Raw genomic sequence first — 18,891 nt, 5'->3', positions numbered from 1 at the left:
AAGTTTCGACCTTTTGTGTCATCCTCTTCTTCATTTATTTTACTGTAACTGCTTGCCTACAAATTTGAACGACTAATTGAGCCGTTTTCACTAACTCTTCAATGGATAGCTTCTCGTTCGTCGTGTGAATTTCTTCGTAACCAATACCTAGATTGATCGTTGGAATACCAAATCCTGCGATAATATTCGCATCACTTCCTCCGCCACTTTGTAGGAGGTTCGGCTCTCTTCCAATAGCAGCAATTGCATTTTTAGCTACTTCAACTACTTGATCTCCTTCTCCATGTTTAAAACCAGGATACATTTCCTGTATAATTACCTCCACGTTTCCTCCCATATCAGAAGCAGCTTGTTCAAATGCCTCTTTCATGGCAGTTACTTGTTTTTGTAGTTTTTCCTTCACGAGAGAACGGGCTTCTGCTAAAATATGTACTTTATCACAAACGATGTTTGTTTGTGTTCCACCTTCGATACGTCCAATATTAGCGGTTGTCTCCTCATCAATTCTCCCTAACGGCATGTGAGAAATTGCTCGTGAGGCAATCGTTATTGCAGAAACTCCCTTTTCTGGGGCTACACCTGCATGCGCAGTTTTTCCATACACTGTAATCTGTAATTTAGACTGATTAGGGGCAGCTACAATAATTGAACCTACTTTACCATCACTGTCTAAAGCAAATCCATACTTCGCAATTAAATTATTTTTATTAAGCGCTTTTGCTCCTACTAAACCAGATTCCTCTCCTACAGTAATAATAAATTGTATTGTTGCATGTGCCAACTTTTGCTCCTTTAAGACACGAATTGCCTCTATCATAGCAGCTAACCCTGCTTTATCATCTGCTCCCAGTATTGTCGTACCATCTGATTTTATATAGCCATTCTCAACCACTGGGTTAATTCCTACACCAGGTACAACCGTATCCATATGGGACGTAAAATAAATAGTATCACCATCACTATTTCCCTCTAACGTACAAATTAAATTACCTGCACCATGATCTGTTTCATTCATCGTATCATCTTCTCTCACATGAACACCAAGTGATTCAAATTTTCTAATTAATACATCTGCAATTTCACGTTCATATTTTGTTTCAGAATCAACTTGAACTAATTCTAAAAATTCCTTTACTATTCTTTGTTCATTTACCATTCCTGTAGCCTCCATGATTATAGTCATATCGTATTGTAACAAAAAATATAGGCAAAATCTTCTTGTTGTAATTATAAAGGAATGTTCCCATGCTTTCTATTTGGTCTTTGATCTGTTTTTTCCTTTAACATTTCCATACACTGTATTAGTTTTACTCTTGTTTCCCTAGGGTCTATAATATCATCGACCATGCCATTTGCAGCTGCAATATATGGGTTCGTGTATTTTGTTCGATATTCTTCTATTTTTTTCTTTCTTACTTCTTCTGGATTACTACTATGAATTATTTCTTTTGAGTACAGCACGTTTACTGCTCCATGCGGCCCCATAACAGCAATTTCTGCATTCGGCCAAGCTAAAACGATATCGGCACCAATTGCTTTACTATTTAAAGCAACATATGCTCCTCCATATGCTTTTCGCAATATAACAGTTACTTTTGGTATCGTTGCTTCTGAATATGCGTATAATATTTTTGCACCATGTCGAATGATACCACCATGCTCTTCGTTCACCCCTGGGAAAAAACCAGTTACATCCTCAAAAGTAATTAACGGTATATGGAAACAATTGCAAAAGCGGATAAAACGGGCAATTTTATCTGACGAATCAATATCCAAACTACCTGCCTTTACTTTTGGTTGGTTTGCTACAATCCCAATTGATTGTCCTTTTAGCCTAGCAAAGCCGATGACCGCATTTTTAGCAAACAGCTCATGTATTTCTAGAAAACTATCGTCATCGACTACTTGTTTGATTACTTTTTTTATATCATAGGTCAACATAGGATCAATAGGAACACTTTCGGGTAAATCATAAAGTACGTCTTCCTTTTTCTTTGATTGTATTGATGGCGGCATCTCTTCATTATTTTGAGGTAAATAACATAATAATTGTCTCACCTTTTGTAACGCCTCTTCCTCCGTTTTACATGAAAAATGTGCATTTCCACTTTTACTGCTATGGATTTTCGCTCCTCCTAGTTCATTAGCAGATATCGTTTCATTCGTAACGGCTTCAATTACTTTAGGGCCAGTAATGAACATTTGACTTGTTTCTTCCACCATAATGACAAAGTCAGTAATAGCTGGTGAATAAACAGCACCACCTGCACAAGGACCCATGATAACAGATATTTGTGGAATAACACCTGAATAAATAGCATTCCGGTAAAACACATGACCATACCCATCTAAAGAGAGCACCCCTTCTTGTATTCTCGCCCCTCCAGAATCGTTTAATCCTATGATTGGTGCTCTATTCTTCATCGCTAAATCCATCATCTGGGTTATTTTTCTTGCATGCATTTCTCCTAAAGCTCCTCCGTAAACAGTAAAATCTTGAGCAAATAAAAACACTAGCCTTTCATTAATCTTTCCATAACCTGTTACAACACCTTCACCATTATCGACATACACCCCTTCATGTCTTTGTGCTATAAAAGGATATAATTCTACAAAAGTATTTTCATCTAATAAAGTAGCTATTCTTTCTCTAGCAGTTAGCTTCCCTTTTTCACGCTGCTTTTGTATCCTATTATCCCCTCCTCCGAGCTCGACTTTTCTCCTTTTATCATACAACTCATTCATTTTTTCATAAATATCCATTATTTTTCTCCTTTGTGAAGCTCTTTTTCACATAGCTCAATAAGGACATTATTTGCATTACTCGGATGTAAAAATGCGATAGGATAACCAGCAGCACCTATATGGGGAGCTTCATCAATAGCTTGAATTCCCTCTTTCTTTAATTGCTCTAATCTGTCATCAATATTCAGTACACTAAAAGCAATATGATGTAATCCCTCTCCTCTTTTATCGATAAACGTTGCAATTGGACTATCCTTTGTAAGCGGTTCCAAAAATTCTAACTTAGTGTCACCAATTTCTATAAAAGCGACCTTCACTTTTTGTGATGAAACTTCCACTATTTTATCTACTCTTAAGTCAAATGTATCCAAATAAAACGGAAGTGTTTTTTCTATCGATTTGACCGCTATTCCAATATGGTCTATTCCTTTTGGCTTTTTCATATTATGTTTAAAATCTTTGTGCTTCATCTTATTAATGGCATTTTCTATAAAGGAAACTACTGTTTTCATTTGCGTACCAGGTGTAAATATTTTTGCGACACCTTGGGCCTCTAGCTTATCAATGTCTTCTTTCGGAATTACTCCACCACCAATTACGAGAATATCATCTGCCTGTTGTTCTCTCAGTAAATTTAAGATTTTCGGAAAAACTATATTATGAGCTCCAGATAAACTAGATAGTCCGATAACATCTACATCTTCTTGGATTGCTGCATATACAATTTGTTTTGGTGTTTGCCTAAGTCCTGTATAAATTACTTCCATACCTGCATCACGTAGAGCTTGAGATATAACTAAGGCTCCTCTATCATGTCCATCTAGTCCAGGCTTTGCGATTAACACACGAATTTTTCTCACATGGATACACCACCTATCTAGTATTCTCCAAACACATCTCTCAACGCATTTGATATTTCCCCGACAGTAGCATAAGCTCTAACAGCATTAATGATGTGCGGTAACAGATTATCTGAATTATGTGCAGCTCCTTTTAATTCTTTTAGTAGTCGAATTACTTCTTTATTATTTCGTGATGCCTTAATTTGCTGAATGGACAGTAATTGTTCTTCAACAATTTCTTCTTTCACTCTTTGTAATTGTTGTTCTCTTTCTTCCTCTATTTCATATTTGTTAACACCAACAATAATCTGCTCATGTCTCTCCATTTTTTTTTGCATTTCATATGCCGAACGCTGTATATGTTTTTGCATATATTGCTGTTCAACAGCTAATACTGCCCCTCCCACATCTTCAATTTCTTGTATATATGAATTTGCTCTCTTCTCTATTTCATCGGTTAAAGACTCTATAAAATATGACCCTCCTAATGGGTCGACCGTGCTCGTAACACTTGTTTCGTGAGCGATAATTTGTTGTGTTCTTAAAGCAATTCTTGCTGATTCCTCAGATGGTAAAGCTAACGCTTCATCTTTAGCATTTGTGTGGAGACTTTGTGTCCCCCCTAATACAGCAGCAAGTGCTTGGATAGATACTCGAATGATATTATTATCCGGCTGTTGTGCGGTTAATGTGGATCCAGCTACTTGCGTATGAAACCGCATCTGGAGGCTTTTCTCGTTTCTTGCTCCATATTTTTCTTTCATTATTTTAGCCCACATACGTCTAGCGGCTCTGAATTTTGCTATCTCTTCAAAAAAATCGTTATGACCATTGAAAAAAAAGGCCAGCCTTGGTGCAAATGAATCAATGTTTAATCCAACAGCTAGCGCAGCATCTACATACGCCATGGCATTTGCTAATGTAAAAGCAAGCTCTTGATCAGCCGTAGCACCTGCTTCCCTCATATGATAGCCACTAATACTAATCGTGTTAAATTTCGGCAAATGTTTTGTACAATATTGAAATATGTCTGTAGTGAGTTTCATGGATGATTTAGGGGGATAAATGTATGTTCCTCGAGCGATGTACTCTTTTAAAATATCATTTTGAATCGTCCCTCTTAATTGTGAAGGTGAAACACCTTGCTTTTCAGCTACAACAATGTACATCGCTAACAATATAGGGGCAGTGGCATTTATTGTCATTGAAGTGCTAACTTTATTAAGAGCAATATTACTAAATAATACTTCCATATCTGCTAATGAATCAATGGCAACACCAACTTTACCTACTTCACCATGTGCCATCTCGTCATCAGAGTCGTAGCCAATTTGCGTAGGTAGATCAAAAGCTACGGATAATCCTGTTTGTCCTTGATCTAATAAATAATGGAACCGTTCATTTGTTTCTCTAGCCGATCCATATCCTGCATATTGGCGCATTGTCCACAACTTCTCCCTGTACATTGTTCGCCTTATTCCACGTGTATACGGATACTCACCAGGGAGTCCTATTTTCTCTATATACTCATCTGTTAATGCTGGAACATAAATACGTTCAACAGGAATTTTTGAAGTAGTATCAAATTGCGGTTCGTATTGTATCTCTCCCTCTTCCTTATCATTCCAGCATTCCCTCTCATCATTTTTACTCGTCACATTTCTCCCCCTATCTATCACGTCTTACACTCTTATATATATTTACTGCTTCTTTTACTTATTTATTACAATTCCAATATTTCAATGGTAATTACCGACTTACACTTGCCAATCACCAAGACAAGCAGTAAAATAAGGTATAGTAACTGTTTAAGGGAGGTAAATGTTATGCCCCGTAAATACCGTAAACTTATTATTTATATCATGATAGCAATTATGTTTATTGGTACAGTATTCACTGGAATTGCAGCTTTCTAAATATAAAATAAGGGTGACTCAAAAAAGGTTATTTTCCTTTTGAGTCACCCTTTTAAAAGCGTTCATAGGGATCTCCTATTCAACATTACCCTTACCTACTTAATCTTGTTTTGCAATAGCTCCTCGCTCTCTCCCTAATTCTTCAAATGTCTTATCGGTTGATGCCACTAAAATTTTCATCCCAATTGGCACTTGGTCGTAGAGTATCTCAACATCTTCATTTTTTAGCCTTATGCAACCTAAAGTAACGTATTGTCCAATTGAATCGGGATTGTTTGTTCCGTGTATACCATACGTTCTACCATCCGTTTCCTCAGCATCAAAACCAATCCATCTTGTTCCTAGTGGGTTATTCTTATCTCCACCTTCGATATCTTTTTTCCGATAATACGGGTCAACCGCTTTTACAATGATGTTATACTCTCCCTCCGGAGTATGTTCATTTGTTTTACCTGTTGCAATTTCATATATTTGCCGCACTTCCCCTTCAATAATAAAAGCTAACTCATTTGTTGATTTGTTTACAATAATATAAGGATCACCTACTGTTGGATTTGTTCCAATTGGCCAAATTGGTGAAGTAATTAACATTAGAGAAAGTAAAATAAACTTCATCTGCTTCACTACCTTCTATAGATGACTTGATAATTTTTTCATGTAATCTTAGTAGTAACAAATGGTTCAGCAATTATTCACCTGAATACCGAATAGTTTTGTACTGGCTGAAATTGTTGTTTAACGAGCAGGTATTGCTCTATTTCATATGCTAGATACAATAATGCAGAACGTGTTTCAAACTCATCCCTTGCATGTGGCAAAGGCATTTCTTTATATTTTTTTCTTAAGATTTCAAGCTTTTCTAAATACAGTGTAGCTGTATTTTTAGGTGTGACACCTTCACTTAGTTCCTCCATGAAACCACCAAGCATTTCTCCTTGTTTTACTTGTATCTCAATCGAAGTTAGGAGTGGCATCATTCGTTCAATAATATCCAGTTGCTTCTCTCTCATTTTGAAGTAGTGATAGTATTGGTCATTGTAGCGTAAAATATGATTTTCTACGTTATTCAATGCTGTATTTTTTGCATCTTGAAGTATTTTAGCTACTTCCGTAATTTCCTTTCCGTCCCAGTTTCGATCACCGTAACGAATATAAACAGCAAATTCATGGAAAATTTTTGAGAATAATCGTTCTACTGCCTGCTGCTGTTTTTGTAATTCACGTTCAACACTAGGCATGTAAACATTCATCAGCAATGCACAGCCTATACCAATTACGATAATAGCTAATTCATTTACAATGAGCGACGTACTCACATATCCAGATGTAAAAACATGTAAAATAATAACAGAGCTCGTTGCAATTCCCTCTTGTGCTTTTAAAACAACGGTAGTTGGGATAAATAATAATAACAAGATTGCAATCGTAATTGGATTATATCCAAATAGTTCAAAAAGAATGCTTGCATACAATAATCCAACCACACATGCTAACAATCTTTCCCAAGAGATTTTAATGGATTGCCTTCTCGTTTTCTGAATACATAGAATTGTTATGATTCCTGCAGAAGCATAAAAATCTAACTTTAAATAGTAAGCAATTGCGATTGCAATTGCAGCACCTAATGCCGTTTTAACAGTTCTGTAACCTATCCTAAACAAAGATTTTCACCTCTTCCAGCTTAAATGACACGCCTAAGAAAAACGTTTTAACATGTAATTATATTAACGTCTTTTTTAGAGGCAGTTTTTGTAAAATGTATCGACCTCTTCAATCCCTCTTGAAGCCTTGCCCGTGGAAAGCGTCCGCCTGTAGTGTAGCCAAGCTAATAAATATAACAAAATCTATGCTAAAAGTGCTCTTTACGCTAGTACGAACGACGGGAATCATCCACTGTCATCAGTTATACTTTTTTACCTTTAAAAAAAACCCCAGTAAATTAAAAACTGGGGTTATCAATTATAAAGTTATGGCGCGCCTACCAGGATTCGAACCCAGAACGCGAGAGCCGAAATCTCGTGTGATATCCATTTCACCATAGGCGCATAAAAACGGACGAAACACTCGTCCGTACTTTAGGAGTATAGCAATTTTATTCTAAAAAATCAAGCATTCAATTCTTCAGCATCACCAAACATACTCTCAAAGCGTTCGTTCATTTGTTGCTCATTGTACCCTAATTCCGCTAATCTCGCTGCAAAGTTTTGTGCCCATAACGTTAATCTTTCTCCAATTTTACGATACTTTTTGGATTTAGAACTCTTTTTATTTTCTTTTGCTCTCGCATTAGCATTTGACATGACGTTTTCTGCAATAAAAAGTGCTCTCCATAATTGTTCCTCTTGAAACTCGTCTGCATGGTCATTAAAATATTCAATTACTTTTTTATAATAACGATCAAAAGACTCAAATGTAATTTCTTCCTCCATATTTAAGTATACATGTATTTCTTTATATAGTTCTTCCATTATGTATGCACTCCTTTTCGTTCACTCTTATTCATGTAATGCAACATTGTGGTAATGATAATTACGCACCCACTATTAAAAATCGAAACTCAAGTGGTAGCCACGTACATTGCTTTATAAAGGTGACTCTAAGGTAAAAACTAACCTTTTGAGTCACCTTTTATATATTATACCTCTTTTTTAAAATATTGATCAAATGCTTTTTCTAGTTTTTGGACAACCTCAATCGGTTCATGTCCTTCAATTTCATGCCTTTCGATCATTGTTTGGATTTCCCCATCTTTTATTAAAGCGAATGATGGAGAGGATGGTGGATACCCTTTAAAGTAAGTTCTAGCTTGCTCTGTTGCTTCTCTATCTTGTCCAGCAAAAACTGTAGCATAGTGATCTGCCTCTACCTCATAATTTTTCATATAATTTGCTGCAGGTCTAGCAATACCTCCCGCACAACCGCATACTGAGTTGATCATGACAAAGGTCGTACCTTCTTTTGATAAAACATCATCAACTTCCTCTGGAGAAGTTAATTCTCTATATCCTGATTCAACCATTTCTTTTCTCGCTGTTTGAACAACATCGTTCATAAACATTTGAAAATCCATCGAATAAAACACCCTTTCTATAGTTGTTTCTTATATTTTACACTTTATTTATAATGTTTTCCAAGCTTATGTATTATATTTCCCTAAGGAGACGATGAAGTAATGTTGCCAATCGCTTATAAAGTAGTAGTAAGTGCTTTTTTCACTTCTACTTGTGGCAAATTCCAATACCTAGTTTTATACTCATACTCGTTCATAAAAAAAGAAAAGGACTCCATTGTTGAAAAGAGTCCTTTCTCTACTTATTGTAATGCCGTTCTTAATGTTTCTATATTTTTTCTCATAAGACTGAAGTAATCCTCTTCAGATTCAATATCTTCGTCAAGTAAAACTTCTAAATTATGCAACCATAATACTTCTGCTCCTACTTCATCACGAACAGTTTCTGCTGTATTTAACGGAATGTTTTGTTCAAACATAATATAGTTTATACCTTGCTCTTCTATAAATGAAATCATGTCTTGCATTTGTGATATAGAAGGTTCATTTGTCGGTGAAATTCCAGAAATTCCAATTTGGTGGATACCGTATCTATCATCCCAGTAGCCATAACCTGCATGTGAGACTACAATAGTATCCTTCGTTATTTCTTCCTTTAGATCAACAAACTCTTGATCTAGTATTTCCAAATCACTTTTTAATGCTTCAAAATTTTGTTCAAAAGTCTCTGTTAACTCTGGACGGATTTCAACTAATGCATCTTTAATATTTTCAGCTAATTGTACTGCTCTTAATGGATCTAACCAAACGTGAGGATCTTCCTCTCCATGTGAGTGGCCGTGATCATGTCCATGACCATGATCTTCATCATCCTCGTGGTTATGAGAATGGTCGTCTTCTTCACTACCATGGTCATGTCCGTGATCGTGGTCATCTTCCTCGTGACCATGGTCATGCCCGTGATCGTGATCATCTTCCTCGTGACCATGGTCATGCCCGTGATCGTGATCATCTTCCTCGTGGCCGTGGTCATGGTCGTGACTATGATCGTGGTCATGGTCATAGTCAATTAGTTCGATTCCATCTGCTGCAGTAATTACAACAACATCATGCTCTTCAACTGTTTCCTTAATTCTTTCTGCAAATGCTTCGAAACCTGCTCCGTTATAAATGAATAGATCAGCTTCAGAAATATCAATCATTTGACTAGCACTAGGCTCAAATGAATGTGCATCTGTTCCTACTGGAATAATATTTGTAACCTCAACATATTCTTGACCAATCTTATTTGCAAAATCCTCTAAAGGAAAAAGTGTCGTATAAATAGAAATCGGATCAATTTCTTCCTCAACGACTTCTTCATCAATAACATCTTCATTTTCTTCCGTTCCTACATCTGCTTCTGTCGTTTCTTCCTCACCTTCACCACAAGCAACTAATAAAGCAAACGGTAGCATTGCAATTAGTAAAAATAATTTCTTCATTTCAATTCCCCTTTCGTAATCATTACGCTTTAATACAACCCAAAAAGGATTATATCGTATAAGTTACATTTTGTAAACAGTAATGACTACGATTAAGGACTAGTTATTGTCATTTATTCTTTGTAAGCTTTCACGTTGACTATCGTTCCACATTTGTTGCAATTGCAAAAACAGCGGTAATATAGTTTTAATTTTTTCATTATCTCTATTTTTAATAGCTTCTAAAAAAGATTCTTGATATTCCTCATGCTTTGTTTTCCATTGTTCAGTTGGTTGTAAGCTCGTTAAGTCAGCTCCTTCTTTAGACAATTCCTTTATTTTTTTTAATATGGCATCTCTATCACGTACCGATTCCTTCCAATCTTCCATTAGTTCAGGACGATATTTATTGATTAATAATTCATAGTAGTAGTCAATATGCACCCGCATTGCTTTATGCATATGTGAAAGTTCTTGTTCAGAATAACATTTTTCTTGTTCTACTTTATTTTCATCAATATCTTCAGCTAAAGTGTTGAATGGGGATGCTATCATCAAAAAAATTGCTACGAACAGTATGTTTATCCACTTCATCAAATCATCCTTTCTGTTTTTACTTTAGTATGTGTTTGATGTCACGATATATTCTAAAGAGATTCCGAGTTCGGAAAATGTAACACGCGCTGTCGTAAGGATATAAAAGTAACGATGCCACCATGTTTGAAAAAGTAGATAAAATTTTGATAACTTTTGGGACACCTTCTTGGTTGCGGTGAAGAAATGTTGCCCTCGCTACAAGGCGTGGCATCAATTCCACCTCCAAATATATGCTTTCATATCTAAAAAAAGGTGACTCAAAAGGTAAAAACCACCCTTCTGTGTCACCCATTTATTTAATATAGAGAGGTATTTTTTTCGTTGATATTTTCAAGACTATCTTTCACATGTGCTAAAAATTTACCACAAATCACCCCATCTAAAACACGATGATCAAGAGACATACATAAATTAACCATATGCCTAATAGCAATCGCATCGTTTTCTACTACTACCGGTCGTTTTACTATAGATTCAATAGATAGAATAGCAGCCTGTGGATAATTGAGGATTGGTTGCGATTGAATCGACCCAAATGATCCAGTATTATTAACAGTAAACGTGCCACCTTCCATTTCTGTCTGGGATATGTTCTTCGTTCTCACCTTTTTGGCAACTTCATGTATTTCTCTTGCTAGCCCTTTAATTGACTTTTCTTCCGCATGTTTAATAACTGGTACGTATAAATCAGTTTCAGTAGCTACAGCTAAAGAAATATGCACATCCTTATGGCGGATGATTTTATCTCCAGCCCAGCTAGAGTTGACTTCAGGAAATGCCTTCAAAGCATCTACGATTGCCCTCATAAAAAAAGGAAGGAATGTTAATTTAAGATTTTCATTTCGGTAAAACTCATCTTTTATTTTATTTCTATGGTTGACTAAGTTTGTTACATCAACCTCAATCATCATCCATGCATGTGGTGCTTCATGTTTTGACTTTACCAAGTTATTTGCAATTGCTTTTCTCACTCCACTTACTGGAATTTCTTCTACCCTTCCAAGATGTTGTGAGACAGTCTTATTTTGAGGTTCTCGTTGTTTTTCATCCGTTTCCAGAGACGTATTCGATTGTTCGACTAGTTGATTTTCACCTTTTTCTATAAATGTTAAAATATCTTTTCTCGTTATTCTACCCCCACGTCCACTTCCAGCTACTTCTCTTAGATCAATTTCATGTTCTTGAGCAAGACGGAGTACTGCAGGAGAATATCGGTTTTTACTAGCACTCTTCTCTATTTTTTCATCGCTGTCTTCTATTAATCGTTCAGAGTTTGTAGAAATCTCATTACTAGTATCTTCTTTTACGACTTCACCTTCGGCTTCCATCGTACAAATAACTTCTCCAACAGCTATCGTCTCATCTTCATTTGCTATGATCTCTTTAATGGTTCCAGTATACGATGAAGGTATTTCTGCATTCACTTTATCTGTCATTACCTCAGCTATTGGATCGTACTTGCTTACTGTATCTCCAGGCTTTACTAACCACTTTGTTATCGTTCCTTCTGTTACACTTTCTCCTAGCTGAGGCATCGTAATATTAGTCATCGAGCACGCACCTCCTAACAATTATTAAAATTCAGCTAATTCTTTCATTGCTTCCTCAACTTTTTGCGGATTAACCATAAAGTACTTCTCCATTGTAGGAGCATAAGGCATCGCCGGTATATCTGGGCCTGCTAACCTTTTAATTGGGGCATCTAAGTCAAACAAGCAATTTTCTGCAATGATAGCAGCGACCTCACCAATTATACTGCCTTCTTTATTATCTTCTGTAATAAGTAACACTTTCCCTGTTTTCTTTGCTGCCTGTATAATGGCCTCTTGGTCAAGGGGATAGACGGTTCTTAAATCTAATATATGAGCGTCATACCCTTCTTTTGCTAAGTTTTCAGCAGCCTGCATAGCGAAGTGGACACATAAACCGTAAGTAATAACAGTAATATCATTTCCTTCCCTTTTCACATCTGCTTTTCCAATTGGCAAAGTATACTCTTCCTCTGGCACTTCACCTTTTATTAGACGATAGGCTCTTTTATGCTCCAAAAATAGTATAGGATCATCACTTCTAATTGAAGCCTTTAGTAATCCTTTTACATCGTATGGTGTAGAAGGCATAACAATTTTTAATCCAGGCACATTAGCAAAAATCGCCTCTATTGATTGTGAATGATATAGCGCCCCATGAATACCGCCTCCATATGGTGCACGGATCGTTATAGGACACTGCCAATCATTATTAGAACGGTAGCGAATTTTTGCTGCTTCTGAAATAATTTGATTAACCGCAGGCATAATAAAGTCTGCAAATTGCATCTCAGCAACCGGTCTCATTCCATACATTGCTGCTCCAATTCCAACACCAGCAATAGCTGACTCAGCTAGCGGAGTATCAATGACACGATGCTCTCCGAATAGGTCATATAATCCATTTGTAGCACGAAAAACACCTCCGCGTACACCAACATCTTCTCCTAATACAAATACATTTTCATCTCTTTCCATTTCTTCTTTTAGTGCAAGCGTAATCGCTTCGATATAAGACATTGTTCCCATCGTGAAATCACTCCTCTCCATAAACAAAATTAAGTGCGGTTTCTGGCTTAGCATACTCTGCTTTTTCTGCATATTCCGTAGCTTCATCAATCCGCTTCTTCAGTTTATTTTTCATCTCTGTTTCCTGACTATCCGTTAGTACTCCTGTATCTTTTAAGTACATACTAAAAGTAACGATGGCATCTCGTTTCTTTGCCTCATCAACCTCCGCCTTATCACGATACGTACTATCGTCATCATCACTTGAATGTGGTGTTAATCTATATGAAATCGTTTCAATAAGAGATGGCCCCTTCCCATCGGCTGCACGCTGTCGCGCTTTACTAATAGCTTCATAAACAGCTAAAGGATCATTCCCATCAACTGTTTCCCCATGTATACCGTAGCCAATCGCTCTGTCTGAAACATTTTCACACCTCAGCTGTTTTTCCTGTGGTACAGAAATTGCATATTTATTGTTCTCACACATGAATATGACTGGCAGATCATGAACACTAGCAAAATTAATACCTTCATGAAAATCACCTTGATTAGAAGAACCTTCACCAAAGGTAGTAAATGCAACAAAATCTTCGTTCTTCATTTTAGCCGCAAGTCCAAATCCTACTGCGTGAGGAACTTGAGTTGTAACAGGTGACGATCCAGTAACGATACGATTTTTCCTTTGACCAAAATGTCCTGGCATTTGTCTTCCACCCGAGTTTGGATCCTCCGCTTTCGCAAAGCCTGATAAAAATAAATCTTTCGCTGTCATTCCAAATGTCAATACGACTCCCATATCACGATAGTATGGCAGTACATAATCTTTGTTTTTATTTAAGGCCATAGCTGCACCTACTTGCGCTGCTTCCTGACCTTGACAAGAGATAACAAAAGGTATTTTCCCTGCACGGTTTAATAGCCACATTCTTTCATCAATCATTCTTGCCTCTAGCATTGTTTCGTACATTAATAATACATCATCGTTTGATAAACCTAATTGCTGATGACGATTTTCCCTCATCTAAAACCCTCCTCAGATAATACTGTTTTATCCTCCGTGTATTGATCTATTGTCAACTGCTAATGCAGCTTCTCCAATTACTTCTGATAAACTAGGATGCGGATGAATTGTTTCACTAACTTCCCAATATGTTGCATCTAACAGCTTTGCTAATGCAGCTTCCGAGATCATGTCAGTGACATGTGGACCTATCATGTGAACACCTAATAAGTCATCTGTTTTAGCATCAGAAACAAATTTTACAAACCCTGTTGTATCCCCGTAAACTAACGCCTTTCCAATTGCTTTAAAAGGAAAAATTCCCGTTTTCACATGGTAGCCCTGTTCCTTTGCTGCTGCCTCTGTTATACCTACACTAGCTACCTCTGGAGAAGAGTAAGTACATTTCGGGACTAAATTTGTATCAAGAGGGGTAGTTTCATTTCGTGACATATGTTCAACAGCAATGATTCCTTCATGTGAAGCGACGTGCGCTAATTGTAAACCTCCGATAACATCTCCAACCGCGTAAATGTGAGATTCTTTCGTTTGATAGTATTCGTTTACTTCAATATTTCCATCTGCTGTTTTTATTTCTGTGTTCTGTAATCCAATATCTTCGATGTTAGCCACTCTGCCGATCGAAATGAGTATTTTTTCGGCCGTTTTTTCTTTTAATTCCCCTTTATACTCAAAACGAAGCGTAACTTCATTGCTACCCTTTTCTACTTGATCTGTATCAATTTTTACTCCGGTGAAAACAGATACTTTTTTCTTTTTTAATGCACGCAGCATTTCTTTTGAAATATCTTCATCTTCTTGTGGAAGTATTCTTGGTGCTGCTTCTAAAATGGTAACATCGACACCGAAATCACTTAACATCGAAGCCCACTCAATCCCAATAACACCACCCCCAATAATGACCATCGATTTAGGTAATGATGAGAGCTGCAAAGCATCATCAGAATTTAAAATGTATTGATGATCAACTTCTAACTGTGGTAAATTCCTTGGTCTACTTCCTGTTGCGATTAGTACAAAATTGGGTATTAGCATGTCGTTTTCCGATCCATTTGTATTTTCTACTGAGATCGTCCCAGGAGTAGGTGAGAAAATGGAAGGTCCTAAAATTCTACCGTACCCTTCATACACGTCTATTTTTCCTTTTTTCATTAAATGTTGAACACCCTTGTATAATTGGTCAACAATTGCTTCCTTCCGTTGTTGTATTTTCGAAAAATTAATTTTGAAGTTTTCTACATCGACACCAAACTGACTACTATTTTGTACTGTTTTATATACTTCAGCGCTTCTTAGGAGCGCTTTACTTGGTATACAACCTTTATGTAAACAAGTACCTCCTAACTTCTCTTTTTCTACAATTGCAACTTTCATCCCAAGTTGAGAGGCGCGAATCGCAGCAACATATCCACCAGTACCAGCTCCTACTATTACTAGGTCATAATTTTTAGCCATAAAAAACCCCTCCTTTTTCATTGTATGAGAATATATTAAACATTATATTCTTTAGCATCTTCTTTATTTTGAAGTACGCGTAACGCACCCTCTGCTAATGCTTGGAGCTCGTTCTCTCCTGGTTTAATAATAACATTGCTTATCCACTCAATGCGACGGGTAATATTTTTTACAAAACGTTCCCCATAAGCAAGTCCTCCTGTTAAAACAATGGCGTCAACTTTTCCTTCTAGCACAACAGAGGCAGCGCCGATTTCTTTTGCTACTTGATATGCCATTGCATCAAAAATAAGCTCAGCTTCCTTGTCTCCATCTTCGATACGCTTTTCGATTTCCACTGCATTATTAGTACCTAGATAACCGACTAATCCACCTTGCCCAACAATCATTTTCATAATTTCATCTGCAAAATATTCACCAGAAAAACACAACGATACTAAATCTCCAGCAGGAACGGTACCCGCTCTTTCAGGAGAAAAAGGGCCTTCCCCATGAAGCCCGTTATTAACATCAATAACTTTACCATCATGGTGTACACCTACCGTAATACCGCCACCCATATGTGTAACAATAAGGTTTAAATGTTGATAAGGGATATTTAGTTCATGAGCTACCCTTCTTGCTACAGCCTTTTGATTTAGCGCATGAAAAATACTTTTTCTTTCAAATAACTTAAACCCTGATACCTTTGCTATTGGTGCAAGTTCATCAACAACGACAGGATCAACAATATAAGCTGGCACATTTAGTTCAGTAGCAAGTTCATGTGCGATAATGCCACCAAGGTTGGATGCATGCTGCCCTGAAACGCCTTCTCTTAAATCGCGAAGCATCTTTTCATTTATTCTATATGTGCCACTTTCTATAGGTCGAAGTAATCCACCCCTCCCTACAATAGCAGAAAACGTAGAAAGATTCATACTATTTTTCTGTAAAGTGCTAGTGATCATTTTTTTTCTATACGGATATTGTGAATTGATATCTTCAAATTGTCTCAGTTCATGATCTGAGTGTCGTATCGTTTCCTCAAATAAAAGCTCGTCATTATTAAATACGCCAATCTTTGTAGAAGTAGACCCTGGGTTTATTGTTAGTATAATAAATTTATCTTCTCGCATCTCGTTACCTCCAGAGAATCAAATAACACTTGAGTATATCTCAAGTATGAAGTCGATTTCATCGAAAGACATACTCAAATTATTAATGTAACGTCATCTTCTACCTCTACTAATAATATTCACGTCACTTCTTAAAAATTGTTTTCTTGATCGTCTCATATTCTCAATTCTCTCTTCTGCCATACGGTCTGCCGCCGCATAAGTTGGTATACTATCTCGTTTTGCTATTTTAAAGATAGTTGAAATACTATCATAGATGGTTTCCACCTTTTTAAATGCTCTATCTCTATTGTAGCCTAATAATTCATCGGCAACATTAATTACACCGCCAGAATTTATGACATAGTCAGGAGCATAAACGATGCCTATTTCTTGTAAAATATCACCGTGTCGTGTCTCTTTTAATTGGTTATTTGCAGCACCAGCAATCACTTTTGCCTTCAATTTTGGAATCGTATTATCGTTTATAGTTGCTCCTAATGCACACGGAGAATATATATCACATTGTACGGAGTAAATATCCTCTGGATCTACAGCTTCCGCATCAAACTCTTCAACTGCCCTTTTCACTGCATCTTTATTTATATCAGTAACGATTAATTTTGCCCCTTCTTCATGTAGATATTTGCATAAAGTAAAAGCTACATTGCCGACTCCTTGTACAGCTACCTTTTTCCCTTCTAAGGAGTCCGTTCCGAAAGCCTCTTTTGCTGCAGCTTTCATCCCAACAAATACACCGTATGCTGTTACAGGTGAAGGATTTCCTGACGAACCAAAGGCAGGAGAGATACCCGTTACATAATCAGTCTCCTGATAAACAATGTCCATGTCTTCGACAGAAGTCCCAACATCTTCTGCAGTAATATATCTTCCATTTAAGCCTTGAATATAACGTCCGAAAGCACGAAACATTGCTTCATTTTTATCTTTTCGAGGGTCTCCAATAATGACTGTTTTTCCTCCACCTAAATTCAAACCAGCAGCTGCATTTTTATATGTCATTCCTTTTGCTAACCTTAATGCATCTTCAAACGCAGCTTCTTCAGATTCGTATGTCCACATCCTCGTCCCACCTAATGCAGGTCCTAGTGTTGTATCATGTATTGCGATAATCGCTTTTAATCCAGATTGTTTATCCTGGCATACTACAACTTGTTCGTAATCATACGTTTCCATATACTTAAATAATTCCATTGCAAAATCCTCCTCATTTTCCCAAAAAATAATTAACTATTTATCGAACTACTAAGAGCCATTGTGATAGAAAAAAGCTTGCTTTCTACCGAATCGGTTCTAGATGTTAAAATGATTGGTGCTTTTGCGCCAATTATCATTCCACCAACACTAGCATTAGCAAAGTAAGTCAGAGATTTATATAAAATATTTCCTACTTCTATCGTTGGAACAAAAATAATGTCCGCATCGCCCGCAACTTCGGAATTAATTCCCTTTTGAAGAGCTGACTCCTTTGATATTGCATTATCAAAACCTAAAGGACCATCAACAATACACCCTTTTATCTGTCCCCTTTTGTTCATTTGCGTCAATGAAGCAGCGTCAAGCGTTGCTTGCATAACTGGATTTACTGTTTCTACTGCAGCTACTGCAGCTACTTTCGGTTGATTTATCCCCATCTTATGTAAGGCATCAACAGCATTTTGAATAATTTGTACCTTTTCTGATAATGTAGGGGCAATGTTCATCGCAGCATCAGTAACAAAAAATATTTTCTCACGATTAGGAATGGCAAAGCCAGCTAAGTGAGAAATAACCTGATTATTTCTTAAACCATTATGCTTATTTAATACTGCTTTTAATAGTGAGGAGGAGGAGAGCATCCCTTTCATTAATATATCGCCTTTTCCTTCTCGAATAAGTTGAACTGCAGTGCTCGCTGATTCTTTTTCATTTTTTGCATCGACAAAAGTAACGTTTTTATCAATAGGAATCTCAAACGAACATTTCCCCATATTTTCTTTCATTAGTTCGGTAGGACCAACAAAAATAAACGATGCTAGCCTTTTCTTCATTGCTTCTTCCGCTGCTAAAAATAGCGCCGGATCTATTGCATGTGCTACTACAATGGTTTGTTTTACTTTTTGATCTGTAACCATAGCCATAAGATTTTCTATTTTCACCATTCGTACACCCTACCTTCTTAACGACTCTTACACTCACATATTA

The 18,891-nt window shown here is 36.8% G+C and carries 18 protein-coding genes and 1 tRNA gene; 1 reads left to right on the top strand and 18 read right to left on the bottom strand.

Annotation, left to right across the window (positions count from 1 at the left end; genetic code table 11):
* Positions 1–34 precede the first annotated feature (34 nt).
* From BCELL_RS08795 to BCELL_RS08780, 4 genes are all read right to left on the bottom strand, one after another.
* Entirely contained in the window at positions 35–1,156 is a 1,122-nt protein-coding gene (locus tag BCELL_RS08795; RefSeq protein ID WP_013488347.1) for a M20/M25/M40 family metallo-hydrolase, read from the bottom strand.
* A gap of 71 nt (positions 1,157–1,227) precedes the next feature.
* The gene (locus tag BCELL_RS08790; protein WP_013488346.1) at positions 1,228–2,763 is read right to left on the bottom strand and encodes an acyl-CoA carboxylase subunit beta; all 1,536 of its coding nucleotides are present in this window, start codon (positions 2,761–2,763) and stop codon (positions 1,228–1,230) included.
* A complete protein-coding gene (mce, locus tag BCELL_RS08785) occupies positions 2,763–3,605 on the bottom strand; it encodes a methylmalonyl-CoA epimerase (RefSeq protein WP_013488345.1) in 843 nt (280 codons plus the stop codon). Before mce ends, BCELL_RS08790 begins: the two co-directional genes overlap by 1 nt.
* Positions 3,606–3,622: 17 nt before the next feature.
* Positions 3,623–5,245, bottom strand: coding sequence for an acyl-CoA mutase large subunit family protein (locus tag BCELL_RS08780; RefSeq protein ID WP_013488344.1), 1,623 nt, complete (start codon positions 5,243–5,245; stop codon positions 3,623–3,625).
* 168 nt (positions 5,246–5,413) lie between these two features.
* Here BCELL_RS08780 and prli42 point away from each other — a divergent pair, with 168 nt between their 5' ends.
* Positions 5,414–5,503: a stressosome-associated protein Prli42 gene (gene prli42, locus BCELL_RS22510; protein WP_157184185.1), complete on the top strand. Its 90-nt coding sequence runs from the start codon at positions 5,414–5,416 to the stop codon at positions 5,501–5,503.
* Positions 5,504–5,602: 99 nt separating this feature from the next.
* Here prli42 and BCELL_RS08775 read toward each other — a convergent pair whose 3' ends face one another.
* The 14 genes from BCELL_RS08775 to BCELL_RS08710 all read right to left on the bottom strand — a co-directional run bounded on the left by BCELL_RS08775 (position 5,603) and on the right by BCELL_RS08710 (position 18,845).
* Positions 5,603–6,118, bottom strand: coding sequence for a L,D-transpeptidase (locus tag BCELL_RS08775; protein WP_013488343.1), 516 nt, complete (start codon positions 6,116–6,118; stop codon positions 5,603–5,605).
* A gap of 77 nt (positions 6,119–6,195) precedes the next feature.
* A complete protein-coding gene (locus BCELL_RS08770; RefSeq protein ID WP_013488342.1) occupies positions 6,196–7,164 on the bottom strand; it encodes an aromatic acid exporter family protein in 969 nt (322 codons plus the stop codon).
* 309 nt (positions 7,165–7,473) lie between these two features.
* Positions 7,474–7,548, bottom strand: a tRNA-Arg gene (locus tag BCELL_RS08765).
* Between the two features lie 60 nt (positions 7,549–7,608).
* Positions 7,609–7,971: a hypothetical protein gene (locus BCELL_RS08760; protein ID WP_013488341.1), complete on the bottom strand. Its 363-nt coding sequence runs from the start codon at positions 7,969–7,971 to the stop codon at positions 7,609–7,611.
* 167 nt (positions 7,972–8,138) lie between these two features.
* A complete protein-coding gene (locus BCELL_RS08755) occupies positions 8,139–8,573 on the bottom strand; it encodes a BrxA/BrxB family bacilliredoxin (RefSeq protein WP_041808184.1) in 435 nt (144 codons plus the stop codon).
* A 242-nt stretch (positions 8,574–8,815) separates the two neighbouring features.
* Positions 8,816–9,997 carry a metal ABC transporter solute-binding protein, Zn/Mn family gene (locus BCELL_RS08750; protein ID WP_013488338.1) on the bottom strand — a complete coding sequence of 394 codons (1,182 nt, stop codon included), beginning with the start codon at positions 9,995–9,997 and terminating at the stop codon, positions 8,816–8,818.
* Positions 9,998–10,096: 99 nt separating this feature from the next.
* Positions 10,097–10,570 (bottom strand): hypothetical protein, encoded by a 474-nt coding sequence (locus tag BCELL_RS08745; protein WP_013488337.1) that lies wholly within the window; start codon positions 10,568–10,570, stop codon positions 10,097–10,099.
* A 299-nt stretch (positions 10,571–10,869) separates the two neighbouring features.
* On the bottom strand, positions 10,870–12,123 hold the full coding sequence (locus tag BCELL_RS08740; protein ID WP_013488336.1) for a dihydrolipoamide acetyltransferase family protein: 1,254 nt from the start codon (positions 12,121–12,123) through the stop codon (positions 10,870–10,872).
* A 24-nt stretch (positions 12,124–12,147) separates the two neighbouring features.
* Complete coding sequence (locus BCELL_RS08735) at positions 12,148–13,131, bottom strand: alpha-ketoacid dehydrogenase subunit beta (protein ID WP_013488335.1); 984 nt, start codon at positions 13,129–13,131, stop codon at positions 12,148–12,150.
* Positions 13,132–13,138: 7 nt separating this feature from the next.
* Positions 13,139–14,134 (bottom strand): thiamine pyrophosphate-dependent dehydrogenase E1 component subunit alpha, encoded by a 996-nt coding sequence (locus BCELL_RS08730; protein WP_013488334.1) that lies wholly within the window; start codon positions 14,132–14,134, stop codon positions 13,139–13,141.
* 27 nt (positions 14,135–14,161) lie between these two features.
* Positions 14,162–15,589 carry a dihydrolipoyl dehydrogenase gene (lpdA, locus tag BCELL_RS08725; protein ID WP_013488333.1) on the bottom strand — a complete coding sequence of 476 codons (1,428 nt, stop codon included), beginning with the start codon at positions 15,587–15,589 and terminating at the stop codon, positions 14,162–14,164.
* Positions 15,590–15,624: 35 nt separating this feature from the next.
* Positions 15,625–16,707, bottom strand: a complete 1,083-nt coding sequence (gene buk, locus BCELL_RS08720; protein WP_013488332.1) for a butyrate kinase — start codon at positions 16,705–16,707, stop codon at positions 15,625–15,627.
* Positions 16,708–16,800: 93 nt separating this feature from the next.
* Entirely contained in the window at positions 16,801–17,901 is a 1,101-nt protein-coding gene (gene bcd / locus BCELL_RS08715) for a branched-chain amino acid dehydrogenase (RefSeq protein ID WP_013488331.1), read from the bottom strand.
* 32 nt (positions 17,902–17,933) lie between these two features.
* On the bottom strand, positions 17,934–18,845 hold the full coding sequence (locus BCELL_RS08710; RefSeq protein WP_041808781.1) for a bifunctional enoyl-CoA hydratase/phosphate acetyltransferase: 912 nt from the start codon (positions 18,843–18,845) through the stop codon (positions 17,934–17,936).
* Positions 18,846–18,891 lie beyond the last annotated feature (46 nt).

It is taken from the genome of Evansella cellulosilytica DSM 2522, assembly GCF_000177235.2.
GTDB lineage: Bacteria > Bacillota > Bacilli > Bacillales > Salisediminibacteriaceae > Evansella > Evansella cellulosilytica.
The sequence above is the reverse complement of the archived record's forward strand: the minus strand, read 5'-3'. Positions and strand labels throughout refer to the sequence as shown.